This is a genomic window from Paracoccus sanguinis, from assembly GCF_012689545.1.
In the GTDB taxonomy this organism is placed as follows: domain Bacteria; phylum Pseudomonadota; class Alphaproteobacteria; order Rhodobacterales; family Rhodobacteraceae; genus Paracoccus; species Paracoccus panacisoli.
Window position 1 is genome coordinate 1697745 of the sequence record NZ_CP051542.1, and the last position, 25169, is coordinate 1722913.

Below are 25169 nucleotides of genomic sequence, written 5' to 3' on the forward strand. Positions count from 1 at the left end.
GATGACCCGAACCCGAGGAGCCCCGAGATGAGAACCCGTGCCGCCGTCGCCCTAGAGGCCGGAAAGCCGCTGGAAGTCATGGAGGTCAATCTCGACGGCCCCAAGCCCGGCGAGGTGATGGTCGAGATCAAGGCCACCGGCATCTGCCACACCGACGAATTCACCCTCTCGGGCGCCGACCCCGAGGGGCTCTTCCCCTCGATCCTCGGGCACGAGGGCGCGGGCGTGGTGGTCGAGGTCGGCGCCGGCGTCACCAGCGTCAAGCCGGGCGACCACGTCATCCCGCTCTATACCCCCGAATGCCGCCAGTGCGCGTCCTGCCTTTCGGGCAAGACCAACCTCTGCACGGCGATCCGCGCGACCCAGGGGCAGGGGCTGATGCCGGACGGGACCTCGCGCTTCTCGATGCTCGATGGCACGCCGATCCACCACTACATGGGCTGCTCGACCTTCTCGAACTACACCGTCCTGCCCGAGATCGCGGTCGCCAAGGTCCGCGAGGACGCGCCCTTCGATAAGATCTGCTACATCGGCTGCGGCGTGACGACCGGGATCGGCGCGGTCATCAACACCGCCAAGGTCGAGATCGGCGCCAAGGCCGTGGTGTTCGGCCTCGGCGGGATCGGTCTCAACGTGATCCAGGGCCTGCGGCTCGCCGGCGCCGACATGATCATCGGCGTGGACCTGAACCCCGACAAGAAGCCGATGGCCGAACGCTTCGGCATGACCCACTTCATCAACCCGAAAGAGGTCGAGAACGTGGTGCAGGAGATCGTGAACCTCACCAAGACGCCCTTCGACCAGATCGGCGGCGCCGACTACACCTTCGACTGCACCGGCAACGTCACGGTGATGCGGCAGGCGCTCGAGGCGTGCCACCGCGGCTGGGGACAGTCGATCGTGATCGGCGTGGCGCCCGCGGGGGCCGAGATCGCCACCCGGCCGTTCCAGCTCGTCACCGGGCGGGTCTGGAAGGGCTCGGCCTTCGGCGGCGCCCGCGGCCGGACCGACGTGCCGAAGATCGTGGACTGGTACATGGACGGCAAGATCGAGATCGACCCCATGATCACCCACACGTTGACGCTGGATGAGATCAACAAGGGCTTCGACCTGATGCACGCCGGCGAATCCATCCGCTCGGTCGTCATTTACTGATCCTTCAGGGATGCTTAGGTAAGGTCGCGGCGGGGGCATCCGTGCCCCCCGCCGTGCCATGTGAAAGGACGACCCGATGCTGCGCCCGTTTCCGCCCCATCTGCTGAACGACGACGACGACGAGGAAGAGGACGAGCCGCGCGAGGATCGCCGCCACAAGGACGAGGGTGAGGGTGAGCTGGGGATGCCGGCCGGTGACCGGATCGCCAAGCTCTACTTCAAGTCGCGCACGGTGATCGTCGCCGGGCCGATCAACGACAAGCTGGCGCAGCGCACCGTCTCGCACCTGCTGGCGCTGGCCGAGGACAGCGACAAGCCGATCAACATGCTGATCTCGTCGCCCGGCGGCCACGTCGAATCCGGCGACATGATCCATGACGTGATCAAGTTCATCCGCCCGACCGTGCGGACCATCGGCTCGGGCTGGGTCGCCTCGGCCGGGGCGCTGATCTTCGTCGGCGCCGATCGCGAGAACCGCTTCTGCCTGCCCAACACCCGCTTCCTGATCCACCAGCCCTCGGGCGGGATCGGCGGCACCTCGTCGGACATGATGATCCAGGCCGAGCAGGTCCGGCTGATGCGCGAGCGTCTGAACCAGATCTTCGCCGACGCCACCGGGCAGAGCGTCGAGCGGATCGAAAAGGACACCCAGCGCGACTTCTGGCTGAACACGCAAGAGGCGCTGGACTACGGGCTGCTCGGCCGCGTCATCCGCAGTGTGGACGATCTCGCCTGACGGCAAGAACGGGGCGGGGGGCTTCGGGCCCGCCCGCCCCACACCCGCGCGCCCGGCTGACGTTACACCCGCACGGCCCAGCGTCCGCGCGCGCCCAACCCTTCTGTCTGGCCCAGATACCCCGGCCCGGCGGCGCCCTCCGCGCCCGCCCTTCGGCTGAGGCTCCGCGCTTTGCGGTTGCCTCGGGTCCGCGCCCGGCCTTTCATCCCCGTATCCATTCCACCGACCCGGAGGCCCCCATGCCGCTCGAGACCATCTCGGAAAACCGCAGCTTCGGCGGCACCCAGGGCGTCTATCGCCACCGCTCTGAGGCGACGGGTACCGACATGACCTTTGCCGTGTATCTGCCCCCCGACGTCGACGGCGGGCCGGTGCCGGTGCTCTGGTATCTCTCGGGGCTGACCTGCACGCACGAGAACGCCATGACCAAGGCCGGCGCCCAGCAATGGGCGGCCGAGACCGGGCTCGCGCTGATCTTTCCCGACACCTCGCCGCGCGGCGAGGGGGTGGCCAACGACGAGGCCTACGACCTCGGGCAGGGCGCGGGCTTCTACGTCAACGCCACGCAGTCGCCGTGGACGCCGCACTTCCGGATGTGGGACTATGTCGTGGACGAGCTGCCGGGCGTGGTCTTCGACGCCTTCCCGCTGGACCGCGAGGCGCAGGGGATCACGGGACACTCGATGGGCGGCCATGGCGCGCTGACCATCGCCATGACCCACCCCGACCGCTACCGCAGCGTCTCGGCCTTCGCCCCGATCGCCCATCCGACCGAATCGGACTGGGGCCGCAAGCAGTTCACCGCCTATCTGGGCGAGGACCGCAGCACCTGGGCGCCGCACGACGCGACGCTGCTCATGCGCGAGCGCGGCTATCCGGGCGAGATCCTGATCGACCAGGGCAGCGACGACCAGTTCCTCGACCTGCTCAAACCCGAATCGCTGGCGGAGGCGATGCTGGCCCGCCGCCAGCCGGGGATGATCCGCATGCAGCCGGGCTACGACCACAGCTACTGGTTCGTGCAGAGTTTCATGGGCGACCACGTCCTGTGGCACGCTGAACGGCTGGCCTGACGCCCGAATCCAACGGGAGGTTGCGCCGCCGCGGCCTCCCGCCCTCGGATTGCCGAATGTTCCCGCATTTCCCGGAAGTTCCTCATCAGACTTTACGGTGAAACCCGGCAACCCGACGTTGACGCACGCCCCCGCGGGGCAAAGGCTCACGTCAGGGAGAGCGTCCGCCGACCACAGGCCGGGCACTCGCAACGCGGAGGACACCCATGAAATACCTGCTCAGCGGCACCGCTGCCGTTCTCGCCCTGTCGGCCACGGCCGTGCTGGCCAACGACAGCGTCAAGGAGGCGACCGCCAACCCCGCCCAGTGGGCGATCCAGACCGGCGACTACGCCAACACGCGCTACTCGAACCTCGACCAGATCAACGCCTCGAACGTCGGCGACCTGCGGGTGGCGTGGACGTTCTCGACCGGGGTGCTGCGCGGGCACGAGGGCTCGCCGCTGGTGATCGGGGACATCATGTATGTCCACACGCCCTTCCCGAACAACGTCTTCGCGCTCGACCTCAACGACAACGGCAAGATCCTGTGGCGCTACGAGCCCCAGCAGGACCCGAACGTGATCGCGGTGATGTGCTGCGACACGGTGAACCGCGGCCTCAGCTACGCCGACGGGATGGTGTTCCTGTCGCAGGCCGACACCACCGTGGTGGCGCTGGACGCCAAGACGGGTGAGCCGAAGTGGTCCCACAAGGTCGGCGACCCCGCCATCGGCGAGACGCTGACCGCCACCACCATGCCGGTCAAGGACAAGCTGATGGTCGGCATCTCGGGCGGCGAATACGGCGTCCGCGGGCGGATGACCGCGCTGAACATCAAGGACGGCACCGAGGCGTGGAAGGCCTATTCGACGGGTCCCGACGCCGAGATGCTGATGGACCCCGAAAAGACCATGTCGCTCGGCAAGCCGGTCGGCGCCGACAGCTCGCTCAAGTCGTGGGAAGGCGACCAGTGGAAGATCGGCGGCGGCTCGATCTGGGGCTGGTTCTCGTATGACCCCGACCTGAACCTGATCTACTACGGCACCGGCAACCCCTCGACCTGGAACCCGGCCCAGCGTCCGGGCGACAACAAGTGGTCGATGACCATCTTCGCCCGCGACGCCGACACCGGCATGGCCAAGTGGGTCTATCAGATGACCCCGCATGACGAGTGGGACTTCGACGGCGTCAACGAGATGATCCTGACCGACCAGGACTTCAACGGTGCGCCGCGCAAGCTGCTGACCCACTTCGACCGCAACGGCTTCGCCTATACGCTCGACCGCGAGTCGGGCGAGCTGCTGGTGGCCGAGAAGTACGACCCGGCGGTGAACTGGGCGACCGAGGTGGTCATGGACCCGGCGAGCGACCAGTACGGCCGCCCGCAGGTGGTGCCCGAGTTCTCGACCGCGCAGAACGGCGAGGACACCAACACCACCGGCATCTGCCCGGCGGCGCTCGGGACCAAGGACCAGCAGCCGGCGGCGTTCAGCCCCAAGACCAACCTGATGTACGTGCCGACCAACCACGTCTGCATGGACTACGAGCCGTTCCGCGTCGCCTACACCGCCGGCCAGCCCTATGTGGGCGCCACGCTGTCGATGTATCCGGCCCCGAACAGCCACGGCGGGATGGGCAACTTCATCGCCTGGGACAACGTCAAGGGCGAGATCAAGTGGTCGCTGCCCGAGAAGTTCTCGGTCTGGTCCGGCGCGCTGGCGACCGCGGGCGACGTCGTGTTCTACGGCACGCTCGAGGGCTACCTGAAGGCGGTGGACGCCACCTCCGGCAAGGAGCTCTACAAGTTCAAGACGCCCTCGGGGATCATCGGCAACGTGATGACCTATGAGCATGGCGGCAAGCAGTATGTCGGCGTCCTGTCGGGCGTCGGCGGCTGGGCCGGCATCGGCCTCGCGGCGGGCCTCACCAACCCGAACGAGGGTCTGGGCGCGGTCGGCGGCTATGCCGCGCTCTCGGACTACACCGAGCTCGGCGGCCAGCTGACGGTCTTCGAACTGCCGGGCGGCGGCACGGCCCAGACGGGCATGAGCGGCATGTCGGGGATGTCCGGTATGTCCGGTATGGGCGGCATGTCGGGCATGTCCGGCATGGATGGCATGAGCGGGATGTCGGGCATGGATGGCATGTCCGGGATGGACGGCATGTCGGGCATGAGCGGCATGGGCGGAATGTCCGGCATGGACGGAATGTCGGGCATGTCGGGTATGGGCGGCATGAGTGGCATGTCCGGCATGGACGGCATGTCGGGAATGTCCGGCATGGGTGGCATGTCGGGGATGGACGGCATGTCCGGGATGGGCGGCATGAGCGGCATGGCGGCCGATCCGACCGCGCCTGCGGCCGGCCAGGGCGGCAGCTCGGCGGTCGAGACCGGCACCGTCTCGCCCAACGAGGCGCCCGCCGGGACCCCGGCCGCGAAGCCCTCGAACTGAGGGGGCGGGGCGCCTTTGCGCCCCGTGCCACCAAAGTGTGACTGCACAGATGATCCGCCCCGAGGCTAACCTCGGGGCGGTTCGGTTCGGAGGAGACCGCACCGCTTGGAGGAGATACAGCCGATGACCGTTTCAAGGACCGCAGCCGTCCTGGCGCTTGGCAGCCTGCTGGCGCTGGGCACCGTGGCCGAGGCCCAGACTGCCGCGCCCGATCCCGCCACCGCCGGGGCGGGGGCCGCCGCGGCGACCTCGGGGGCCGGGGCAGCGGCCGCGGCCTCGGGCAACAGCGCACCGGCAGCGGCGGCGGCGCCTGCGGCCGCGCCGGCGACGAGCGCAGCGGCCGCAGCGGCCGCCGGCCCGGTCCTGCCCAACGGCATGGACATCACGCCGGACCACATGGAAAACGGCCGCTGGTACAACGCCGAGGGCATCCCGACCTTCAAGATCGAGGACGGCAAGCTCGACTACGCCAGCTTCTCGGGCTACCGCCGCTACCACGCCGAGTGCCACGTCTGCCACGGCCCCGACGGCGAGGGGTCGACCTATGCCCCGGCGCTCAAGGACTCGGTCGTGAACAAGATCGACTATTACGAGTTCCAGCAGATCGTGGCCTCGGGCAAGCAGAACGTCGGCACCGGGCAGGCCAATCAGGTGATGCCGGCCTTCGGGACCAACCGCAACGTCTGGTGCTATGTCGATGACATCTACGCCTATCTGCTCGCGCACGGCACCGGCGCCATCCCGCGCGGGCGGCCGGCCAACCGGGCCGACAAGTCCGACGACTTCGCCAAGCAGGAAGATTCCTGCATGAGCGGCTGATGCGCGCCGGTTTCGCGGCCCTCGCCCTTGCCGCGCTGAGCCTCGGCGCGGTCCCGGCCGCGGCGCAGCTGGCCGAGCTGCGCTCGACCACCGCCTTCCGGGTCTGCGCCGATCCGGCGGCGGTGCCGATGTCGGCCGAGGACGGCTCGGGGTTCGAGAACCGGCTCGCCACGCTCTTCGCGGAAAAGCTGAACCTGCCGGTCGAGTATTTCTGGTTTCCCCAGGGCACGGGCTTCGTCCGCAAGACCCTGCGCGAGGGCAACTGCGACGTCATCATGGGCTACGCCCAGGGCGACGAGCTGGTGCAGAACACCAACCATTACTACACCTCGGTCTACGGCATCGTCACCCGCAAGGACGGCCCGCTGGCCGGGGTGGACCATCTGACCGACCCGGCGCTCAAGGGCCGCAACCTCGGCGTCGTCGCGGGCACGCCCCCCGCCACGCACATGGCGCGCGCCGGGCTCGCCAAGGACATGCGCGGCTGGGATCTGTTCGTCGATCGCCGGGTCGAGAACCCGGTGGGCGAGATGCTGGACGGGGTGCGCAACGGGACGCTCGACGCGGCCGTGCTGTGGGGGCCGCTCGCCGGGCCGCTGGTCAAGGACGACCCCGACCTGCAGTTCGTGCCGCTGCTCAAGGAAGACGGGGGGCCGCGGCTCTTCTACCGCATCACCCTTGGCGTGCGGCCGAGCGAGCAGGACTGGAAGCGCGAGCTGAACAGTCTGATCCGCCGCAACCAGGCCGAGATCGACGCGATCCTGCGCGACGCCGGGGTGCCGCTGGTCGACGACTACGGCAAGGCGCTGAAGCCATGATCCGCCGCGCCGCCGCGCTGGCCTGCCTGCTGGCGGGGCTGGGCGCGGCGGCCGCCGCCGACCCCGCCGTGCCCGAGCCGCAGGGCTACCGCGGCGAGCCCTACCGCGCCCCGGTCCCCGACACGCTGGCCGGCGCCACGGTGCTGGACGCCGCGGGCACCGCCGACTGGCAGGCACAAGGTGCGGTGTTGATCGACGTGCTGCCCGCCACCCGCCGCCCCGCGGGACTGCCCGCGGGGACGCTGTGGCGTGCGCCCGTCCATGAAACCCTGCCCGGCGCGGTCTGGTTGGCCGACACCGGCTACGACCGGCTCGCCCCCGAGGTTGAGCGCGGCTTCGTGGCGGCGCTCGAGCGGTTGAGCCACGGCGACCGCGGCGCGGCGCTGGTGTTCTTCTGCAAGGCCGACTGCTGGATGAGCTGGAATGCCGCGCGCCGGGCGGTGGCGCTGGGCTATGGCCGGGTCGGCTGGTTCCCCGGCGGCACTGACGCCTGGGCGGCCGAGGGGCGGGCGCTGGTGCCAGCCGTGCCCGCCGACTGAGGCGCCGGCCCCACGAACAGCCCGAAGCTGCGCGGCCCGGCGGGGACGTCGATGGTCGCCTCGACCGTCAGCGTCTCGCCGTCGATCACGGTCAGCGTGTCGGCGTCCCAGTTCGCCAGCGCCAGCCGCCGCCCGTCGCTGAGCGCGGCGATCCCCTCGGGGTAGTCGCCCACCTCGATCCGGCCGAGGGGGGCGAGGGTTTCGGCGTCGAACACCGTCACCGTCGCCGCATATTGGTCGGTGACGAAGCCATTGCCGGCGGCGAAGGCCACGCCATAGGGGTGGCTGCCCGTCTCGACCCGGCCGGTCACGCGGCCGGTGGCGGCGTCGATCACCGTGACGCTGTCGGACTGGACATCGGCGGTCCAGAACCGCCCGGCGTGGAAGGTGACGGCATAGGGGTGGGTGCCGGTCGGCGCCTGCCAGAGCGGCGCTCCGGTCGCGGCGTCGAAGGCCGACAGCCGGTCGGCGTCGCGGTCGGCGGTCACCACCACCCGCCCGTCCCCCGACAGCGCCACCCCGGCGGGCGCAGGGCCGGTCGCCGCCGCCCACACCGGCGCGCCGTCGAGCGTCAGGCAGCGCAGCCGCGCGCCGTACCAGTCGGTCACGAACATCCGCCCCGCGGCAGCGTCGAGCGCGATGCCGAAGCTGCCCTCGCCCAACGCCTGCTGGCGCAGCACCGCGCCGTCGGCGCCCAGCACCGTCAGCGCCCCCGTCTCGGCGGAGATCACATAGGCCCGCCCCGCCGCCGGGTCATATGCCACCGGCGCGGGCGCCCCCGCGACCGGCACCGTGACCCGCACCACCCCGCTGTCGAGATCCACGAGGCTCACCGCCTGCGCCGTCTGCGAGGTCACCACGGCCAGATCGCCCGCCCCCGCCGGCGCGGCGGCGAGCAGGAGGGCGGCCGCGACGCGCCTCACTCGGCCTTGCCGAACCGCTCGGCCAGCGCGTCGAGCCCGGCCTGATAGACCCCGGTCACGGCCTTGGTCGCGGCCTCGTCGTTCAGCTCGGGCGGCGGCTCGTTGTTGGGATAGCCGCGGTAGAAACCGCCCTTCCACACCACCTTCGCCTTGCCGCCCTCGTCGTTGACGCACAGCGTCGCGGCATAGTTCGTCACCGGCAGCACCGTCACCTCGACCGCCTTGATCAGATAGCCGTAGCAGCGCTTCTCGGGCTGATACTTGGTCAGCGTCTCGGTGATCGTCGGATCGCCGCCCTCGGCCTTGAGGTGCAGGACGCGGGTGGATTTTTCGGGCGTCACCGCGTCGGGGCTGTCGGCGGTCATCTCGGTCCGCGCGACGGCGGGGTGCCAGCTCATGTCGTCGAACTTGCCGATCGCCGCCCACACCTCGTCAGGCGAGGCGTTCAACACCTCGTCCAGCTCGAGCTTGAGCCGCACCGGGCCGTGCGCCAGCGCCATCCCGCTGCTCGCCAGCAGCGCCGCCAGCGCCAGGGTCACGGCCTTCGTCGTCAGGGGTCGCATCTATTTCTCCCGAAAGATGAGGTTGCGCAGCAGGTAGCTGTAGCCGCGCCGGAAACTGTCGTCGGTGTTGCCGCGGATATCGACGGCGCCCGCGCGCACCGTCGCGCCGGTCACCGCGTCGCGGACGTGCAGGTTCACCGACAGGATGAGGTTCGAGACCTTCTGCACCTCGCCCGAGATGGCGTAGCGCGCGCGCATCTCGGCGGCGATGCGGGTGTCGCGGCGGTTCGAGTGGACGGGGTTGCGGATCGCGGCCACCGCCTCGGGCGGCGGCTCGGTCAGGGTGAAGCCGCGGCGGGTCAGGTCGGCGGCGATGAAATCCTCGGCCATCTCGACCCGCGCGGTTTCGTCGGCGCGCACGCCGTTGATCGCGCCCTCGGTCGAGGTGTCGATGAAGTGCAGCCCGAACCACACCGCGCTGCCCGGCGCGGGGGGCGGCCCCGTGACCGGCGTCGCGGCGGCCGCCGGCAGCGCCAGCAGGGCCGCGAGGGCGGCGGCGGGCAGGATGGACGCAGGGCGGGCAGGGGTGGTCATGGGGCGCATGGTAGCGCCGGCCAAGGCGGCGTCCATCAGCCGAACGTCGCAGGGAAAGGCGGCAATCGGCCTCGGAACGATTGCCGGGTTGCACCGGCGGCGCGCGCCGCCAAGACTGCCACGGGGAAGCCCGGCGCCACGCGCCGGAGTGGTGGGGGAGGGGCGTCATGGCACCGGCGCAGCATCGCAGCATCTGGCGGATCGCGGCCCTCGCGGCCGCGCTCGGCGCCGCGCCCGCGCTGGCCCAGACGCCGGCGCCGACCGCCCAGACCGCCGCGCCCCAGACCACAGCACCCCCCTCCGTCGCGGCCCAGACGCCCGCCCCGCAGGTCATCCGCATCGGCGTCCTGCGCGTGGACCGCGCCGGGCTGCCGCCGATCTCGCGGCTCGAGCTGCCGCCCGCCGACCTCGGGCTCGTCGGCGCGCGGCTCGGGACCGAGGACAACGACACCACCGGCCGCTTCATGGGCCAGGATTTCGACACCACCGAGGCGACCGCCACGCCCGAAACCGCCGCGGCCGAGCTGGATGCGCTGATCGGGGCGGGGGTGCAGTTCGTGGTGACGCTCGCCGACGACGCGACCACGCTGGCGCTGGCCGACCACGCCGGGGACCGGGCGCTGATCCTGAACGCCCGCGCCCGCGGCGACGCGCTGCGCGGGGCCGACTGCCGCGCCAACGTGATCCATGTCGCGCCCTCGGACGCGATGCTGACCGACGCGCTGGCGCAGTTCCTGATGTGGAAGCGCTGGCCACGCTGGTTCCTCGTCGCCGGCAGCCACCCCGAGGATACCGCGCTGGCCGCCGCCTGGACCCGCGCCGCGACCAAGTTCGGCGCGAAGATCGTCGAGGAACGGGTGTTCCAGGACACCGGCGGCGCCCGCCGCACCGACTCGGGCCACGTGCAGGTGCAGGCGCAGATGCCGGTCTTCACCCAGCGCGCGCCCGACCACGACATTCTGATCGCCGCCGACGCGGCCGGGATCTTTGCAGGCTACCTGCCCTATCAGACCTGGGACGCGCGCCCCGTGGCGGGCTCGGCCGGTCTCGTCCCGCGCAGCTGGCACCCGGCGATGGAGGCATGGGGCGCGACCCAGTTCCAGAACCGCTTCGAGGCGCTGGCCCACCGCCCGATGCGCGAGGAGGATTACCAGGCCTGGCTCGCCGTCCGCATGGTGGGCGAGGCGGCGACGCGGGCGCGCACCACCGATCCCGCCGCGCTCAAGGCCTTCATCCTCTCGCCCGAGTTTCAGGTCGCGGGCTTCAAGGGGCAGAAGCTGACCGTGCGCGACTGGGACCACCAGCTGCGCCAGCCGATCCTGCTGACCACCGGCCTGTTGATGGCCAGCGTCAGCCCGCAGGACGCCTATCTGCACCAGGTCACCGCGCTCGACACGCTGGGCATCGACCGCCCCGAAACCCAATGCAAGTTCTGAGGTCCGCCATGCGCATCGCCCTGACGCTGATCCTGCTCGCCACGGCCAACCCGGCGCTGGCCGCCCGGGTCTATGTGACCAACGAAAAGGGCAACGACGTCACCGTGCTGGACGACGAGACGCTCGAGGTCGTGGGCCACTATCCGGTCGGCAACCGCCCGCGCGGCATCACCCTCTCGCCCGACGGGCGCGAGCTTTACGTCTGTGCCTCGGACGACGACCTCGTGCGGGTCTTCGACCCCCAGACGATGCAGGAGACCCACACCCTGCCCAGCGGCCCCGACCCCGAGCTGTTCGTGCTCAGCCCGGACGGCGGGCGGCTGTACATCGCCAACGAGGACGACAACCTCGTGACCGTGGTGGAAACCAAGACGCATCAGATGCTGGCCGAGATCCCGGTCGGCGTGGAACCCGAGGGGATGGGCGTCAGCCCGGACGGCAAGACCGTCATCAACACCTCGGAAACCACCAACATGGCGCATTTCATCGACACCGAGACCTACCAGATCACCGCCAACGTGCTGGTGGACCAGCGCCCGCGGTTTGCCGAGTTCACCGCCGACGGCAAGACGCTGTTCGTCTCGGCCGAGATCGGCGGCACGGTCAGCGTGATCGACCCGGCGACGCAGACCGTGGTCAAGACCATCGGGTTCCAGATCCCCGGCGTCCTGCCTGAGGCGATCCAGCCGGTCGGCATCCGCGCCACCCGCGACGGCAGCAAGGTGTTCGTGGCGCTCGGCCCCGCCAACCGCGTGGCGGTGATCGACGGCGAAAGCCTTGAGGTCACCGACTACATCCTCGTCGGCCAGCGGGTCTGGCAGCTGGCCTTCAACGCGGACCAGAGCCGGCTTTACACCACCAACGGCAACTCGAACGACGTGACGGTGATCGACGTGGCCTCGGGCAGGGCGTTGAAGTCGATCCAGGTCGGCCAGCAGCCCTGGGGCGTCGTCGTGGCGCCCGAATGACCCCCGGAAAGGACCAGCCGATGACCCGCCTCACCCTCGCCGCCCTTCTCGCCGCGGTGCTCCTGACCCCCGCGGCCGCGCAGACGACCGCCCCGGAAGGCCAACCGGCGGCGACCGCGCCGGCAACCACCCCGGCGCCGGCCGATGACGCCGAGGATGACGACGACGCCGCGCCCGCTGCGCCCGCGCCAGCGGCGGCGGCCCCGCAGCACCACGACTACGGCCCCTCGAGCATCCTGTCGCGCGCCAACCGCGAGGACCTGCCGCCCCTCACGCTCGCCGCCGGGAAGCCGCTGGCGCAGGGCGAATACACCCTGCAATCCGGCGGCTATTACCGGATCGAGATCACCGCCGACGGCAGTCAGGAGCTGGCGCTCTCGGGCGGGGATTTCTTCCGCGCCGTGTGGGTGGACGAGGTCGTGGTCAACGACATCGAGGTCCGCCCGATGGGGGTCCACTCGCTCGAGTTCGACGCGGCCGGCACCGCGCGGCTGACCTTCGTGGCGATCGTGCCGGGGCGCTATGTCCTGTCGGTCCCCGGCGCGCGCGGCGAAAGCCAGCAGGCCGTGTTCACCATCCGCTGATGCCGCAGACCGCCCCCCCGGCCCTTCAGGTCACCGGCGTCAGCCACGCCTTCGGCGCGGTCACGGCGCTGGACGACGTGTCCCTGACCGTGCCGCGGGGCGGGATGACGGCGCTTCTGGGGGTGAACGGGGCGGGCAAGACCACGCTCTTCAACCTCGTCACCCGGCTTTACGCCAACCGCAGCGGCACGATCCGGGTCGCGGGCCATGACCTGCGCCGCAACCCCGGGGCGGCGCTGGCGCGGCTGGGGGTGGTGTTCCAGAGCCGCGCGCTCGACGCCGACCTGACGGTGCGGCAGAACCTGATGTATCACGCCGCCCTGCACGGAATCGGCCGCGCGGCGGCGCGGGCGCGGCTGGGCGAGGTGCTGGCGCAGGTCGATCTCGCCGGCCGCGTCGACGACCGCGTGAACGCGCTCTCGGGCGGGCAGGTGCGCCGGGCCGAGCTCGCCCGCGCGCTGATGCACCGCCCCGAGCTTCTGCTGCTGGACGAGCCGACCGTGGGTCTCGATGTCAAGTCCCGGGCCGAGGTGCTGGCGCTGACCCGCCGGCTGATCGCCGAGCGCGGGGTCTCGGCGCTCTGGGCCACGCATATCCTGGACGAGATCGCGCCCGCCGACCGGCTGGTGATCCTGCACCGGGGCCGGGTGCTCTTCGACGGCACCGCCGCCGAGGCCGCGCCGGATGGCGACCTGACCCGCGCCTTCCTGACGCTGACAGGCGTCGCGGCCGGGGGCGTGTCATGAGCGGCACGGCCACCGTCTTTCTCGGCATCGCCCGGCGCGAGGCGCTGCGCTTCGTCAACCAGCGCGGCCGGTTCCTCGCGGCGCTGGTCCGGCCGCTGGTCTGGCTCTTCATCTTCGCCGCCGGCTTCCGCTCGGTCCTCGGGCTGTCGATCACCCCGCCCTACCAGACCTATGTCCTCTACGAGGTCTACGTCACCCCCGGCCTCTGCGCGATGATCCAGCTCTTCAACGGGATGCAGTCGTCGCTCTCGATGGTCTACGACCGCGAGACCGGGGCGATGCGGACCCTGCTGGTCAGCCCCTGGCCGCGCTGGTTCCTGCTGGGGTCCAAGCTCGTGGCGGGGGTGATGGTCTCGATCCTGCAGGTCTACGCCTTCCTCGCCATCGCCTGGCTCTGGGACGTGCGCCCGCCGGTCCTCGGCTATCTGGCCGTGCTGCCGGCGCTGGTGCTGTCGGGGCTGATGCTCGGGGCGCTGGGGCTGTTCCTCTCGTCAGCCATCCGCCAGCTCGAGAACTTCGCCGGGGTGATGAACTTCGTCATCTTCCCGATGTTCTTCGCTTCGACCGCGCTTTACCCGCTGTGGCGGATGCGCGAATCCTCGACGCTGCTGCACGACATCTGCGCCATCAACCCCTTCACCCATGCGGTGGAGCTGATCCGGTTTGCGCTTTACCTTGAGGTCAACTGGCTGTCCCTTGGGGTCGTGGCGGGCTGCCTTGCGGTGTTCTTTCTGGGCGCGGTGGCGATGTACGACCCGGCCCGCGGCCCCGGCCCCCGCCGGAAGGGAGGGGGATGATGCGACGCAGTTTCATGGCGGCTCTCGTGGCGTTGGCGCCCGTTGCGGCGATGGCCGCGCAGGCGACGCCCGACTGGCCCTGCATCCAGCCGCGCCAGCCGCATCTGTCGCTGGGGCAGGTCTGGACCGGGCCGCAGCCCGACGCGGGGACCGCGGCGCTGGCCGCCTCAACCGAAATCGCCGCGCTGGCCGACCGGCTCGCGCAGCGCCGCCTGCCCGTCGTGGACGCCGAGGCCGAGATTGCCGCCTTCGCCGAGGGCCGCGACCCCGCGGCGCGCACCGCGCTGATGCAGGCGCTGTTCGAGCGCATCGACCGGCAGCGCAGCCTGCTGATGGACGGCATCTCGCGCTATGGCCACAAGCAGGTGGCGCTGGCCGCGCAGGTGCAGGCGCGCCGCGCGCGGATGGCCACGCTCGAGGCCGCGGACAAGCCCGATTTCGACGCCATCGACGCCGAGGAGAAGGCGCTCGACTGGGACCAGCGGGTGTTCACCGACCGCCAGCAGAGCCTGACCTATGTCTGCGAGACGCCGGTGATCCTGGAACAGCGGCTGTTCGCGCTGGGCCGGGCACTGGCCGCGGGCCTGCCGCCGCAGTGACCGCCGACGCGGCGCGCGGATGAACAGGTGACGCGCCGGGCGGCGCAGGATAACGTGGGACGAGGGGCGCCCGCCGCGGCGCCGCCGACGAGGGAGCGTGCGATGACCAGACTGACCTATCCGCTGCTCGCCCTGCTGCTGGCCGGGGCGCCGGCGCTGGCGCAGAGCGTCTCGACCTACAGCGTGCCGATCACCGCGCCGCCCGCGGACCTCGCCCCGCCCCCGGCGGTCACGGCGACGCAGGAGATCCCGAAACCCCCTGCCGTGACGGCGACCGCCCCGGCGCCTGCGCCTGTGGCGCCCGTGGCCGCGGCCGAGACCCCGGCTCCGGCCGCCTCGGATAGCCTGAACGCCGACCTTGCCCCGCCGCCGGCGGTGGCCGCGGCGCAGGCCGACGCGGGCGCAGGCTCCGTCGCACCGCCGCCCGAGGTGACCGGTGCGACCGCCCCCGGCATGACTGCCGAGGGCGTCCCGACCGAGCCCGTCCAGACCCCGACCCCCGCCACCACGCAAGAGGCGCTGGCCGCCCCGGTCCCCGACGCGGCCCAGCCTGCCGCGGCGACGGCCTCGGAACAGCCCGGCCCGCAGGCTTCGGCCACCGACGGCACCGCAACCGCCACGGCCACCGCGCCCGCGGGCGTCGCGCCTGACACCCCCGCCGTGACCACGCCCGACGGCCAGCAGGTCGCCGCCGGCTCGTCCGCCGCGGCGGCCATCCAGCCGCCGTCGGATCAGGCGACCGCCGGGGCCGAGCAGCAGGACGCGACCGCCGGCGCCGCCGCCTCGGGCGTGGCGACCGCGGCGACCGCGCCCGCGCAGGGCGCCGCCGACGGCACCGCCCCGGGCAACGCCGGCTCGACCGGCTGGACCGGCGGCACCGGCGGCTCGCAGATCGGGACGAACACCGCGGGCGCCGTGCCCGAGTCCAAGACCTGGCAGCCGCCCACCGCCCGCGGGCTCGACCTGAACGGCTGAGCCGCCCGCAGGACCCTCCAGCGCCCCGCCCTCACCGGCGGGGCGTCGTCGTTTCGGGGAAGGGGGGCTGGCGGAGGAGAATGGGAGTCGAACCCACCCGGGACAGGCGCGCTGCCCCAACCGGATTTGAAGTCCGGCCGCCCCACCGGGGACGATTCTCCTCCAGTCGCGGCCCGCGCGGGGCCTAGCCGAACAGGTCGGCGCGATGGGGATTGATGCGCCGCAAATCGCCGCGGCGCAAGGTGACGCCCTGCCGATCATAGAAGTCGAGGATCTCGATGGCCACCTTGCGCCCGTTCTGGACCCGGTCGCGGAACGCGGCCGCCGTGACCCAGCCGTCGGGCGCGGCGGCCTGAACCTCGGCGATGATCGCCACCATCTCGGCAGTGGTGGTGCGCAGGAAGAAATGGTCGTGGCGGATCTGGTCCACCCGCCCCTGCCGCGCGGCCGACTTGAGGGCGCGGCGCAGGTCGGCCTCGGGCACGTCCCACGCCGTGGCCATGTCGCGCACCCGCGGGGGGCGGAAGCGGGCCTCGCCGCCCAGTTCGGGCAGGGCGCGGGCCAGCAGCGCCTCGTCCTCGGGCGACATCCGCGCGACATGGCCGGGCAGGCGCAGAAAGCTGCCCTCGGCCACCATCGCGCCCGCCGCGATGCGCCCGGCGATGAAGGCCGCGAAGCCCGGCTTCGGCAGCCGCGGGGTCAGCGCCAGCCGCAGCCGCTCGCGCCCGAGGCCCTGCATCTCGGGCGTCTCGTCGTGGAACGCGGCCAGCGCCGTCTCGGCCGCTTCGGAGAGCTGCGCCAGCGTGGCCGGAGCCAATGCCAGCCGCGGCGGGCCGTCCAGCACGGCCACGCCTTGGGCCAGCTGCGCGGCGGCGGCCTCTCCCAGCCCGCGGTCGCGGATGAAGGCGTCCAGATCGACCACATGGGGCGCCACCGCCAGCATCCCCGCCAGCGCCGCGGCGGGGTCGGGGTGCGCCGCGGCCTCAAGCAGCGCGCGGCGCTCGGGCGTCCGCCGCCGCCGGGCGGGGGCGCGCAGGTCGAGGAACTGCCCCCCGCCGATGGTCCGCCGGGCCGAGACGTCGCGCAGCACGTAAGCCTCGCCCACCACCGCCGCGATGGGGCGGTCGAGCACGAGCTGCACCAGCCCCGCCGCGCCGGGGTTCAGCGGATCGCCCAGCGGCACCACCCGCGCGCCGACCTCGACCGCGTCGGCGTGCAGGCGGGCCGGGAACCACGTGCCCACCGGCTTCGGCTCGGACCCCAGCACCCGCAGCCGCGCGTCGATGCGGTCCGTCGGCGCGTGCAGGGCCGGGTCGCCCACCACCTCGCCGCGCGGGATGGCGTCGGGGGCGACGCCGTCGCCCGCGAGGTTCAGCGCGCAGCGCTGGCCCGCGCGCCCCTCGGCCGCCGGGCGGTTCTGGGCGTGGATGCCCCGCACCCGCGCTGCCCGCCCCGAGGGCGAGAGCACCACCGTATCCCCCACCGCCACCCGCCCCGCGGCGACCGTCCCCGTGACCACCGTCCCGGTGCCCTTGAGCGTGAAGCTGCGGTCCACGCTCAGCCGGAACCGCGCGTCGGTGCGGCGCGCCGTGGTGGCGGCCTCGGCCGCGGCGAGCGCCGCCGTCAGCGCCGCCACCCCCTCGCCCGTGACCGCCGAGACCGGGATCACCGGCGCGCCCGCCAACCCCGTGCCGGCGAGCAGCGCCGCGATCTCGTCCGTCACCGCCGCCCGCCGGTCGGCATCGGCAAGGTCGGCCTTGCTCAGCGCCACGATGCCGCGGTGCACGCCCAGAAGATCGAGGATCGCCAGATGCTCGCGTGTCTGCGGCATCACCCCGTCGTCGGCCGCCACCACCAGCAACGCGAGGTCGATGCCCCCCGCCCCGGCGAGCATGGTGTGGACCAGCCGCTCGTGCCCCGGCACGTCGACGAAGCCGGTGATCCCGCCGCCGCCGAGGTCGGCATAGGCAAACCCCAGCTCGATGGTGATGCCGCGCGATTTTTCCTCGGCCAGCCGGTCGGCGTCGACGCCGGTCAGCGCGCGGACCAGCGCCGTCTTGCCGTGGTCGATATGCCCGGCCGTCCCGACGATCATGCCAGCGCGGCCAGCAGCGCGCCGTCATCCGAAAGGCAGCGCAGGTCGAGGATCAGCGCGCCCTCGCGGATGCGCCCGATCACCGGGCGGTCCCCGGCGCGCAGTCGTGCGGCCAGCCGCTCGGGCGCGTCGCCGGCGCCGTCCTCGGCCCGGATCGCCAGCGCCGCCGAGGGCAGGGTCTCGACCGGCAGGGCGCCCGAGCCGATCTGGCTCGCGCAGGGTTCGACCGTGACCACGTGGCCGGGCAGCAGCCGCGCCACTGCGGGTGCCAGCCGCTCGGCCTGGGCGCGGATCTCGGCCTCACGCCGGGTGAGCAGCCGCAGGGTCGGCAGGCGTTCGGCCAGCCGGTCGGGGTCGAGATAGAGGCGCAGCGTCGCCTCGATCGCCGCGAGGCGGATCTTGTCCAGCCGCAGGGCGCGCTTGAGCGGATTGCGGTTGATCCGCGCGATCAGGTCGGCGCGCCCGACGATGAACCCGGCCTGCGGGCCGCCCAGAAGCTTGTCACCCGAGAAGGTCACGAGGTCCGCCCCTTCGGCCACCGCCGCCCGCACCGTGGGCTCGGCGGGCAGGCCCCAGCGGGTCATGTCGACCAGCGTCCCCGAGCCGAGGTCGTTCATCAGCGGCACCCCCGCCTCGGCGGCGATGGCGGCGAGTTCGGGGGCGGCGACGCTGCGGGTGAAACCCTCGATGCGGTAGTTCGACGGATGGACCTTGAGCATCAGCGCGGTGTCCGCCCCCACGGCGGCGCGGTAGTCGCGGGGGTGGGTGCGGTTGGTGGTGCCGACCTCGACCAGTCGCACGCCCGCGCGCGCCATGATGTCGGGGATGCGGAAGGCGCCGCCGATCTCGACCAGCTCCCCGCGCGAAACGATGGCCGCGCGCCCCTCGGCCAGGGTGTTGAGGGCGATGAGCACCGCGGCGGCGTTGTTGTTGACGACCGTGGCGGCCTCGGCCCCGGTCAGGGCGCAGATCAGCGGCGCGATGTGGTCGTCGCGCTCGCCGCGGGCGCCGGTGGTGAGGTCGTATTCCAGCGCCAGCGGCGCGCGCATGGCGTCGGTCGCGGCGGCGACGGCGGCCTCGGCCAGCAGCGCCCGGCCCAGATTGGTGTGCAGTACCGTGCCGGTCAGGTTCAGCACCGGGCGCAGCGCGGTGCGCGCGGCGGCATCGAGCGCGGCGCGGGCCTCGGCCGTGATCGCCTCGGCGTCGGGAGCCGCGCCGCCCGCCCGCACGGCCGCGCGGGCGGCGTCCAGCGCCACGCGCAGCGCCTCGGTCGCGGCCTGGCGGCCGTGGGCGGCGACCAGCGCCGCGCCGGCGGGGGCGCCGAGCAGCCGGTCCACCGAGGGCAGGGCGCGGAACGCCTCCACCGGGTCAGTATCCGATGAGGAAGGGGTTGAAGCCGCCGCGCCGCCATTCGCTGTCGCGCATCAGCGCGTCGAGGCCCAGCGAGGCCACGTCGTCGGCCACCGGGTCGAGCGAGGGGTTGCGGTTCTGCGCCATCTGCTTGACCCACTGGCCGCAGTCGCCGCAGGTCTCGGCCTTGATCTGCGCGCCGGTCCCGTCGGCATCGGCGGTGCCCGAGCCGTCGCTGACCGCCTGGAAGCCGATCTTGCCGTTCTCGCCGCAGCACAGGCACTTGACCCGCACCTCGTTCCACAGCGTCTGGCAGCCGGCGCAGGCGGCGTAGCGCGCGCCCTCGGCGCCCATGATTCCGGTCACGACCGAGGCGCAGGCCCGCCCGCCGCAGACCGGGCAGACGCCCGTGCGGATCGGCACCAGCGCCGCGGCGTCCAGCCCGGCCGCACGGCGGGCGAGGTGGGTCTGCACCGCCGCCGCGACGAAGAGATGCGGGGCGGCGCTGTCGGCGGGGATGTCGTCGGCCATCACGTTGCCGATCAGCCAGGCGCGGTCCTCGGGCTCGGCGGCGGCCAGCGCGTCGAGCGCCAGCCGCGCGGGCGCCGGCATCTCGATCTCGCGCGCCGCCGCGATCAGCGCGTCGAGCGTGCCGCCGAGGGCCTCGTCATCGGACTCGGCCTGCCGATCGACGGGTGGCATCCGGGCCGCGCGGGCCTGCGCCACGCGGTCGGGGTCGAGCGGGGGAAGCGGCGGCAGCGCCTCGGCGAGCCGCGCCTGCACCTGCGCCAGCGCGGCAAGGAAGCTGAGATACGGCCCGAGGTTGGAGCCTTCGGCCAGAAACGCCAGCCGCTCGGCGCGGCGGGTGAAGAGCGCGGGCAGCTTCGGCAGAATGGCAAGCGGCGGCGTCGGGACGCCGCCGATCATGTCGGGTCTGGGCTGGATCGGATCGGTCATCGTTCCTCCGTCGGGCCGGACCGGCCACGGGCGAAGGGTTACTCTGCCGGTTTCGAGGTCTGGCGTCTAGCCAGTTCCCGCAGCCATTTGCGGTGATGGCGCCACGACCAGCCGCCGGTGACGGTGCCGCGGGTCATCGCGCGGATCGTGCCCTGCGTCCACACCGCGGCAAAGACGTGCAGGATGAACACCAGCACGATCAGCACCGCCGAGATCGAATGGACGAGGATGGCGATCCGCCGCGTCTCGATCGAGACGAGGGTGGGGAAGTACTGCACCCACATCATGATCCCCGAGATCAGCAGCGCGAGGATCAGCCAGAACATCCCCCAGAACACGGTCTTCTGCCCGAAGTTGTACTTGCCGAGTTCCGGCAGGCGCTCTTCGTGCCCCGCGATCACGTCGCCGATCTGCGAGGTCCAGACGAGGTCCTCGCGCCGCAGGATGTTCAGGTGCACGAGCTGCACGAACATCCCGAGGAAGCTGACCGACAGCGCGATCCCGATGAAGGGATGCAGCCAGCGCGTCGTCTGCCCGCCGCCGAAGAGCCCGGTCAGCCCGTAGAGCGCCGGGCTGAACAGCGCAAAGCCCGACAGCATCAGCAAGATGAAGCAGATCGCCGTGAACCAGTGGTTGATCCGGGTGAAGGTCACGTAGCGGCGGACCTCGACCGGGCGCAGGCTCAGGATCTTGTCGGTGGATTCCGAAAACTCGCGTCCTGCCATCACACCTGACCCCTGTCGTCCACGGTCGGCGCGGGCGCCGTCCCGATCTCTTCGCGCACCATCTGCTGGGCCTCGCGCTCATCCTCGACCGTGACGCGGTTGCCGCGGTGGAACACTGCCATCGCCGCAGCACCCACGGCGGCCAGGCCGACCGCCGCCAGACCCACGGGCTTGGCGTTGCCCTTCCACGTCGAGACCACGCCCGAGATCGACGGATCGTCCGGCAGGTCGTTGTAGATATGCGGCCGGTCGGCGTGCTGCAGGACATACATCACGTGCGTCCCGCCCACGCCCTGCGGGTCATAGAGCCCCGCATCGGCATAGCCGCGCCCGCGCAGATCCTTGATCCGCTCGGCGGCGAGGGTCTTCATGTCCTCCTTCGCGCCGAAGGTGATCGCCTGCGTCGGGCAGGCCTTGGCGCAGGCCGGACCTTGCCCCACCGCCACCCGGTCCGAGCAGAGGGTGCACTTCTTGACCACATGGTTGGCGTTGAGCCGCGGGATGTCGAACGGACAGCCCGAGATGCAGTAGCCGCAGCCGATGCAGTTGTCGCTGATGAAGTCGACGATCCCGTTGGAATACTTGACGATCGCGCCCGGCGCCGGGCACGCCTTGAGGCAGCCCGGGTCTTCGCAGTGCATGCAGCCGTCCTTGCGGATCAGCCACTCGAAGTTGCCGGTGTCCGGGTTGTCGTATTCCGCAAAGCGCATCAGCGTCCACATCTCGGCGGTGAGGTCGTGGGGGTTCTCATAGACCCCCACGTTCACGCCGATCTCGGGGTGCGTGTCGTTCCACTCGGCGCAGGCCGACTGGCAGGCCTTGCAGCCGATGCACTTCGAGATGTCGATGAGCTTTGCCACCGCGTCGAGCGGCGTCGGGTTCTCGGCCACCGGCCCGCCGGCCGAGGACCGCACCACCGCCGCCTGGCCCAGCACCGCGGTGCCCGGCTGCACCGGCGGGTTCATCATCGCCATGTTGGGGGGCGAGTTGTGGGTCGGGATCGGGGTCGTCGCGGTCGTGACCGCTGGCCCCGTGGTGGCGTTGCCCGAGGGGGCCGCCGCCGCAGGTGCCGCAGGTGCCGCCGCCGCCGGGGCGGCCGTGGCGGCAGGAGCCGTCACGGGTTCCGCCCCGGGTGCCGCCCCGGTTGCCGTCGCCGGAGTGGTAGTCATCGTGGTGTCGGTCGGAGTGGTCATGACACGGCCTCCCCCACGCTGGGTTCGATGTTGACGAGGAACGCCTTGTATTCCGGCGTCTCGATGTTGGCGTCGCCGACGAAGGGCGTCAGGCTGTTCGGCCCCCAGCCCTTCTTCGCCGCGCCGACGAAGCCCCAGTGCAGCGGGATGCCGACGACATGGACGGGCTTGCCGTCACAGATCAGCGGCTTGATCCGCTTGGTGACGAGGGCCTTGGCGCGGACCTCGCCCCGCTTGGACCACACCCGCACCCAGCCGCCCTTCTCGATGCCCTTCTCGGCGGCCAGCTGCTCGCTGATCTCCACGAAGAACTCGGGCTGCAACGCGGCATTCACCTTGTTGTGCTTGGTCCAGTAGTGGAAATGCTCGGTCAGCCGGTAGCTGGTGGCGACGAACGGGAACTCGGCCGAGTTGCCCAGATGCGCCACGTCCGAGGCGAACACCCGGGCCACCGGGTTGCCGCGCATCCGGGCGTTGAACACGTTCTGGACCGGGCTCTCGAACGGCTCCATGTGGGTCGGGAAGGGCCCGTCGCGCATCATCCCGCGGCTGAAGAGCCGCGACACCCCTTCGGGGTTCATGATGAACGGCATGACCTCGCCCGGCTTCGCCGTGGGGGCGATGTCGGGGACGTCGTTGCCTTCCCATTTCTCGCCGGTCCACTGGATGATGGGCCGGGTCGGGTCCCACGGCTGGCCGTTGAGGTCCGCCGAGGCGCGGTTGTAGAGCGTCCGGCGGTTGACCGGCCAGCTCCACGCCCATTTCGCGTGCACGCCCATCCCCGAGGGGTCGGCGTTGTCGCGGCGGGCCATGTTGTTGCCGTCCTCGTTGAAGCAGCCGGAATAGATCCAGCAGCCGCAGGCGGTGGACCCGTCGTCGCGCAGTTCGGCGAAGCTTTTCACCTGCTTGCCGGCCGCGGTCAGCACCTTGGTCGCGTCCTTGGGGTCGGTCACGTCGCCGAGCGCGCGGCCGTTCAGCTCGCGGGCGAGCTCGTCGGGCTTCGGCTCGTTCTGGTCGGCATAGTCCCAGGTCAGGTTCAGGATCGGGTCGGGGAAGACCCCGCCCTCGGCCTGATAGAGCGCCTTCACCCGCAGGTGGATCTGCGCCATGATCCAGGTGTCCAGCCGCGCATCGCCCGGCATGTCCGCCGCCGCCCAGTGCCACTGCAGCCAGCGGCCCGAGTTCACCAGCGCGCCCTCGTCCTCGGCAAAGCACGAGGTCGGCAGCTGGATCACCTCGGTCTGGATCGCGGCGCTGTCCACGTCGTTGTAGGCGCCGTGGTTTTCCCAGAACCGCGCGGTCTCGGTCTCGAGCGGGTCCATCACGACCAGCATCTTGAGCTTGCTCAAGGCGTTGGTGTTCTTGCCGCGGTTGGACAGCGCCATCAGCGGGTTGAACCCCTGGCAGAAGTAGATGTTGACCCGGCCCTGGTCCATCAGCTCGAACATCCGCAGCATGTCGTAGGCCGGGACGTCGAGCTTGGGCAGGTAGTGGAAGGCCCAGTCGTTGTCCACGGTCGCCGCGTCACCCCACATGGATTTCATGAACGAAACCATGAACTTGGGATAGTTCTGCCAATAGCTGGTCTGGCCCGGCTGCAACGGCTTGAACGCCCGCGACTTGAGATAGGTGGCCCAGTCGGGCTCCTTCTCGGTCGGGATGTTCAGGTAGCCCGGGATCAGGTTCGACATCAGCCCGAGGTCGGTCAGCCCCTGGATGTTCGAGTGTCCGCGCAGCGCGTTCATGCCGCCGCCGGGCACGCCGATGTTGCCGAGGATCAGCTGCAACATCGCCATGCCGCGGATGTTCTGGGCGCCCTTCGAGTGCTGCGTCCAGCCCAGCGCGTACATCGAGGTCATCGTCCTGGTGGGAGACGAGCATTCCCCGATCATCTCGGCAATCTTCAGGAAACGGTCCTGCGGGGTGCCGCAGATCCGCTCGACCATCTCGGGGGTGTAGACCTCGACATGGGCCTTGAGCAGGTTCCAGACGCAGCGCGGGTTCTGCAGCGTGGGATCGGTGACGGCAAAGCCGTCGTCGCCCACGACGTAATCCCAGCTCGACTTGTCGTAGTCGCGCTTCTGCTCGTCGTAGCCCGTGAACAGGCCATCCTGCCAGCCGAACTCGTCCTTGACGATGAAGGCCGCGTTGGTGAACGCCCGGACATAGTCCCACTGGACCTTGTCGTTGGCGATCATCCAGCGGATCAGCCCCATCAGGAAGGCGATGTCGGTCCCCGGCCGGATCGGCGCGTAATAGTCGCTGACGGCCGCCGTCCGCGTGAACCTCGGGTCCACGACGATCAGCTTGGCACCGCGATGGTGCTTGGCTTCAGTGACCCACTTGAACCCGCAGGGGTGGGCTTCGGCGGCGTTGCCGCCCATCACGATCACCAGGTCGGTGTTCTTGATGTCGGTCCAGGAGTTCGTCATCGCTCCACGGCCAAATGTCGGGCCCAAACTGGACACCGTGGGGCCGTGTCAGACGCGCGCCTGATTGTCGAAGCCTACAATTCCCATCGACCGGACGACCTTGTAGGTCAGCCAGGCGGTTTCGTTGGTGGTGGCCGAGGCCGCGAGGAAACCCGTCGTCGTCCAGCGGTTGACGGGCACGCCCGCCTCGTTGGTCTGCAGCAGGTTGGCGTCGCGGTCGTCCTTCATCGCGCGGGCGATGCGGTCGAGCGCGTCGTCCCACGAGATCGGCTCGAACGCGGTGGCGCCGGGCTTGCGGATCATCGGCTGCGTCAGCCGGGTCTCGGCGTTGACGAAGTCCTTGAGCGCCGCACCCTTGGGGCACAGCGTTCCGCGGTTGACCGGGTGGTCGGCGTCACCCTCGATGTGCATGACGCGGCGCTTGCCGTCCTCGCCGGGGGCGGCATAGACGATGATGCCGCAGGCCACCGAGCAGTAGGGGCAGGTGTTGCGGGTTTCGGTCATCGCCGCCAGCTTGAAGTCGCGCACATGCGCCAACTCAGCCGCCTCGGCCGTTCCGAACCCCATCGCCCCCAGCGACGTTGCCGCGACACCCGCACCCGCCAGCCTCAGAAAGCTGCGGCGTGAGAGGTCGATGTTCATCCGATCCTCCTTTTTGCCTGTCCACCAAGATAGGTCCGCCCATGATGCGGCCGGCGGGGGCCTTGCGTCAAGCAT

At 71.2% G+C, this 25169-nt stretch carries 23 protein-coding genes, 1 tRNA gene and 1 pseudogene; 14 read left to right on the top strand and 11 right to left on the bottom strand.

Annotation, left to right across the window (positions count from 1 at the left end; translation table 11 throughout):
* The first annotated feature begins 27 nt into the window (after positions 1–27).
* The 7 genes and pseudogenes from HGN31_RS08090 (at position 28) to HGN31_RS08125 (ending at position 7575) form a co-directional block, all read left to right on the top strand.
* A complete protein-coding gene (locus HGN31_RS08090; protein ID WP_036701093.1) occupies positions 28–1155 on the top strand; it encodes an S-(hydroxymethyl)glutathione dehydrogenase/class III alcohol dehydrogenase in 1128 nt (375 codons plus the stop codon).
* A gap of 76 nt (positions 1156–1231) precedes the next feature.
* Positions 1232–1891, top strand: coding sequence for an ATP-dependent Clp protease proteolytic subunit (locus HGN31_RS08095; RefSeq protein WP_036701096.1), 660 nt, complete (start codon positions 1232–1234; stop codon positions 1889–1891).
* A 239-nt stretch (positions 1892–2130) separates the two neighbouring features.
* Positions 2131–2964, top strand: a complete 834-nt coding sequence (gene fghA, locus HGN31_RS08100) for an S-formylglutathione hydrolase (RefSeq protein ID WP_168782882.1) — start codon at positions 2131–2133, stop codon at positions 2962–2964.
* Positions 2965–3170: 206 nt separating this feature from the next.
* Positions 3171–4967 (top strand): annotated as a pseudogene (locus HGN31_RS08105) (methanol/ethanol family PQQ-dependent dehydrogenase); the annotation flags it as partial.
* Positions 4968–5522: 555 nt separating this feature from the next.
* Positions 5523–6218 (top strand): c-type cytochrome, methanol metabolism-related, encoded by a 696-nt coding sequence (locus HGN31_RS08115; protein WP_168782883.1) that lies wholly within the window; start codon positions 5523–5525, stop codon positions 6216–6218.
* A complete protein-coding gene (locus HGN31_RS08120) occupies positions 6218–7036 on the top strand; it encodes a substrate-binding domain-containing protein (RefSeq protein WP_168782884.1) in 819 nt (272 codons plus the stop codon). The genes HGN31_RS08115 and HGN31_RS08120 overlap by 1 nt, the downstream gene beginning before the upstream one ends.
* Positions 7033–7575: a rhodanese-like domain-containing protein gene (locus HGN31_RS08125; RefSeq protein WP_168782885.1), complete on the top strand. Its 543-nt coding sequence runs from the start codon at positions 7033–7035 to the stop codon at positions 7573–7575. The genes HGN31_RS08120 and HGN31_RS08125 overlap by 4 nt, the downstream gene beginning before the upstream one ends.
* Here the strand turns inward: HGN31_RS08125 and HGN31_RS08130 are convergent.
* From HGN31_RS08130 to HGN31_RS08140, 3 genes are read right to left on the bottom strand one after another with little or no spacing between them, the layout of a single operon-like run.
* A complete protein-coding gene (locus tag HGN31_RS08130; protein ID WP_168782886.1) occupies positions 7488–8498 on the bottom strand; it encodes a YncE family protein in 1011 nt (336 codons plus the stop codon). The two genes, HGN31_RS08125 and HGN31_RS08130, sit on opposite strands and share 88 nt — an antisense overlap.
* Positions 8495–9061: an SRPBCC family protein gene (locus HGN31_RS08135; RefSeq protein ID WP_168782887.1), complete on the bottom strand. Its 567-nt coding sequence runs from the start codon at positions 9059–9061 to the stop codon at positions 8495–8497. Before HGN31_RS08135 ends, HGN31_RS08130 begins: the two co-directional genes overlap by 4 nt.
* Positions 9062–9595: a DUF3280 domain-containing protein gene (locus HGN31_RS08140; RefSeq protein WP_168782888.1), complete on the bottom strand. Its 534-nt coding sequence runs from the start codon at positions 9593–9595 to the stop codon at positions 9062–9064.
* A gap of 167 nt (positions 9596–9762) precedes the next feature.
* Between HGN31_RS08140 and HGN31_RS08145 the strand changes: the two genes are divergently transcribed.
* From HGN31_RS08145 to HGN31_RS08175, 7 genes are all read left to right on the top strand, one after another.
* Positions 9763–11031 (top strand): ABC transporter substrate-binding protein, encoded by a 1269-nt coding sequence (locus tag HGN31_RS08145; protein ID WP_168782889.1) that lies wholly within the window; start codon positions 9763–9765, stop codon positions 11029–11031.
* 8 nt (positions 11032–11039) lie between these two features.
* A complete protein-coding gene (locus HGN31_RS08150; RefSeq protein WP_211096271.1) occupies positions 11040–11999 on the top strand; it encodes a YVTN family beta-propeller repeat protein in 960 nt (319 codons plus the stop codon).
* 20 nt (positions 12000–12019) lie between these two features.
* Positions 12020–12583 carry a cupredoxin domain-containing protein gene (locus HGN31_RS08155; protein ID WP_168782890.1) on the top strand — a complete coding sequence of 188 codons (564 nt, stop codon included), beginning with the start codon at positions 12020–12022 and terminating at the stop codon, positions 12581–12583.
* The gene (locus HGN31_RS08160) at positions 12583–13329 is read left to right on the top strand and encodes an ABC transporter ATP-binding protein (RefSeq protein ID WP_168782891.1); all 747 of its coding nucleotides are present in this window, start codon (positions 12583–12585) and stop codon (positions 13327–13329) included. Before HGN31_RS08155 ends, HGN31_RS08160 begins: the two co-directional genes overlap by 1 nt.
* Positions 13326–14126, top strand: a complete 801-nt coding sequence (locus HGN31_RS08165) for an ABC transporter permease (protein WP_168782892.1) — start codon at positions 13326–13328, stop codon at positions 14124–14126. Before HGN31_RS08160 ends, HGN31_RS08165 begins: the two co-directional genes overlap by 4 nt.
* Positions 14123–14725 (top strand): hypothetical protein, encoded by a 603-nt coding sequence (locus HGN31_RS08170; RefSeq protein ID WP_244960933.1) that lies wholly within the window; start codon positions 14123–14125, stop codon positions 14723–14725. Before HGN31_RS08165 ends, HGN31_RS08170 begins: the two co-directional genes overlap by 4 nt.
* A 102-nt stretch (positions 14726–14827) precedes the next feature.
* Positions 14828–15700 (top strand): hypothetical protein, encoded by an 873-nt coding sequence (locus HGN31_RS08175; RefSeq protein WP_168781930.1) that lies wholly within the window; start codon positions 14828–14830, stop codon positions 15698–15700.
* A gap of 68 nt (positions 15701–15768) precedes the next feature.
* Here HGN31_RS08175 and HGN31_RS08180 read toward each other — a convergent pair.
* From HGN31_RS08180 to HGN31_RS16840, 8 genes are all read right to left on the bottom strand, one after another.
* Positions 15769–15864 (bottom strand) — tRNA-Sec (locus HGN31_RS08180).
* Between the two features lie 20 nt (positions 15865–15884).
* A complete protein-coding gene (selB, locus tag HGN31_RS08185; RefSeq protein ID WP_168782893.1) occupies positions 15885–17795 on the bottom strand; it encodes a selenocysteine-specific translation elongation factor in 1911 nt (636 codons plus the stop codon).
* Positions 17792–19159, bottom strand: a complete 1368-nt coding sequence (gene selA / locus HGN31_RS08190) for an L-seryl-tRNA(Sec) selenium transferase (RefSeq protein ID WP_168782894.1) — start codon at positions 19157–19159, stop codon at positions 17792–17794. The genes selB and selA overlap by 4 nt, the downstream gene beginning before the upstream one ends.
* A 4-nt stretch (positions 19160–19163) precedes the next feature.
* A complete protein-coding gene (fdhE, locus tag HGN31_RS08195) occupies positions 19164–20102 on the bottom strand; it encodes a formate dehydrogenase accessory protein FdhE (protein ID WP_168782895.1) in 939 nt (312 codons plus the stop codon).
* A 38-nt stretch (positions 20103–20140) separates the two neighbouring features.
* Positions 20141–20827: a formate dehydrogenase subunit gamma gene (locus tag HGN31_RS08200; RefSeq protein WP_052171704.1), complete on the bottom strand. Its 687-nt coding sequence runs from the start codon at positions 20825–20827 to the stop codon at positions 20141–20143.
* On the bottom strand, positions 20827–22020 hold the full coding sequence (fdxH, locus tag HGN31_RS08205) for a formate dehydrogenase subunit beta (RefSeq protein ID WP_342355756.1): 1194 nt from the start codon (positions 22018–22020) through the stop codon (positions 20827–20829). Before fdxH ends, HGN31_RS08200 begins: the two co-directional genes overlap by 1 nt.
* Positions 22017–24452 carry a formate dehydrogenase-N subunit alpha gene (gene fdnG / locus HGN31_RS08210; RefSeq protein WP_244960934.1) on the bottom strand — a complete coding sequence of 812 codons (2436 nt, stop codon included), beginning with the start codon at positions 24450–24452 and terminating at the stop codon, positions 22017–22019. The genes fdxH and fdnG overlap by 4 nt, the downstream gene beginning before the upstream one ends.
* A 48-nt stretch (positions 24453–24500) precedes the next feature.
* Positions 24501–25094 (bottom strand): molybdopterin-dependent oxidoreductase, encoded by a 594-nt coding sequence (locus HGN31_RS16840; protein WP_081962690.1) that lies wholly within the window; start codon positions 25092–25094, stop codon positions 24501–24503.
* Positions 25095–25169 lie beyond the last annotated feature (75 nt).

Excerpts from the sequence above, each read along its gene's own strand:
- HGN31_RS08125 (WP_168782885.1), top strand. The coding sequence starts at position 7,033 with ATGATCCGCCGCGCCGCCGCGCTGGCCTGCCTGCTGGCGGGGCTGGGC.
- HGN31_RS08170 (WP_244960933.1), top strand. The coding sequence starts at position 14,123 with ATGATGCGACGCAGTTTCATGGCGGCTCTCGTGGCGTTGGCGCCCGTT.
- HGN31_RS08095 (WP_036701096.1), top strand. The coding sequence starts at position 1,232 with ATGCTGCGCCCGTTTCCGCCCCATCTGCTGAACGACGACGACGACGAG.
- HGN31_RS16840 (WP_081962690.1), bottom strand. The coding sequence starts at position 25,094 with ATGAACATCGACCTCTCACGCCGCAGCTTTCTGAGGCTGGCGGGTGCG.
- HGN31_RS08145 (WP_168782889.1), top strand. The coding sequence starts at position 9,763 with ATGGCACCGGCGCAGCATCGCAGCATCTGGCGGATCGCGGCCCTCGCG.
- HGN31_RS08160 (WP_168782891.1), top strand. The coding sequence starts at position 12,583 with ATGCCGCAGACCGCCCCCCCGGCCCTTCAGGTCACCGGCGTCAGCCAC.
- fghA (WP_168782882.1), top strand. The coding sequence starts at position 2,131 with ATGCCGCTCGAGACCATCTCGGAAAACCGCAGCTTCGGCGGCACCCAG.
- HGN31_RS08120 (WP_168782884.1), top strand. The coding sequence starts at position 6,218 with ATGCGCGCCGGTTTCGCGGCCCTCGCCCTTGCCGCGCTGAGCCTCGGC.
- fdhE (WP_168782895.1), bottom strand. The coding sequence starts at position 20,102 with ATGACCGATCCGATCCAGCCCAGACCCGACATGATCGGCGGCGTCCCG.
- HGN31_RS08155 (WP_168782890.1), top strand. The coding sequence starts at position 12,020 with ATGACCCGCCTCACCCTCGCCGCCCTTCTCGCCGCGGTGCTCCTGACC.
- HGN31_RS08200 (WP_052171704.1), bottom strand. The coding sequence starts at position 20,827 with ATGGCAGGACGCGAGTTTTCGGAATCCACCGACAAGATCCTGAGCCTG.
- HGN31_RS08090 (WP_036701093.1), top strand. The coding sequence starts at position 28 with ATGAGAACCCGTGCCGCCGTCGCCCTAGAGGCCGGAAAGCCGCTGGAA.
- selB (WP_168782893.1), bottom strand. The coding sequence starts at position 17,795 with ATGATCGTCGGGACGGCCGGGCATATCGACCACGGCAAGACGGCGCTG.
- HGN31_RS08175 (WP_168781930.1), top strand. The coding sequence starts at position 14,828 with ATGACCAGACTGACCTATCCGCTGCTCGCCCTGCTGCTGGCCGGGGCG.
- HGN31_RS08115 (WP_168782883.1), top strand. The coding sequence starts at position 5,523 with ATGACCGTTTCAAGGACCGCAGCCGTCCTGGCGCTTGGCAGCCTGCTG.
- fdnG (WP_244960934.1), bottom strand. The coding sequence starts at position 24,452 with ATGACGAACTCCTGGACCGACATCAAGAACACCGACCTGGTGATCGTG.
- HGN31_RS08135 (WP_168782887.1), bottom strand. The coding sequence starts at position 9,061 with ATGCGACCCCTGACGACGAAGGCCGTGACCCTGGCGCTGGCGGCGCTG.
- HGN31_RS08165 (WP_168782892.1), top strand. The coding sequence starts at position 13,326 with ATGAGCGGCACGGCCACCGTCTTTCTCGGCATCGCCCGGCGCGAGGCG.
- HGN31_RS08140 (WP_168782888.1), bottom strand. The coding sequence starts at position 9,595 with ATGACCACCCCTGCCCGCCCTGCGTCCATCCTGCCCGCCGCCGCCCTC.
- fdxH (WP_342355756.1), bottom strand. The coding sequence starts at position 22,020 with ATGACCACTCCGACCGACACCACGATGACTACCACTCCGGCGACGGCA.
- HGN31_RS08150 (WP_211096271.1), top strand. The coding sequence starts at position 11,040 with ATGCGCATCGCCCTGACGCTGATCCTGCTCGCCACGGCCAACCCGGCG.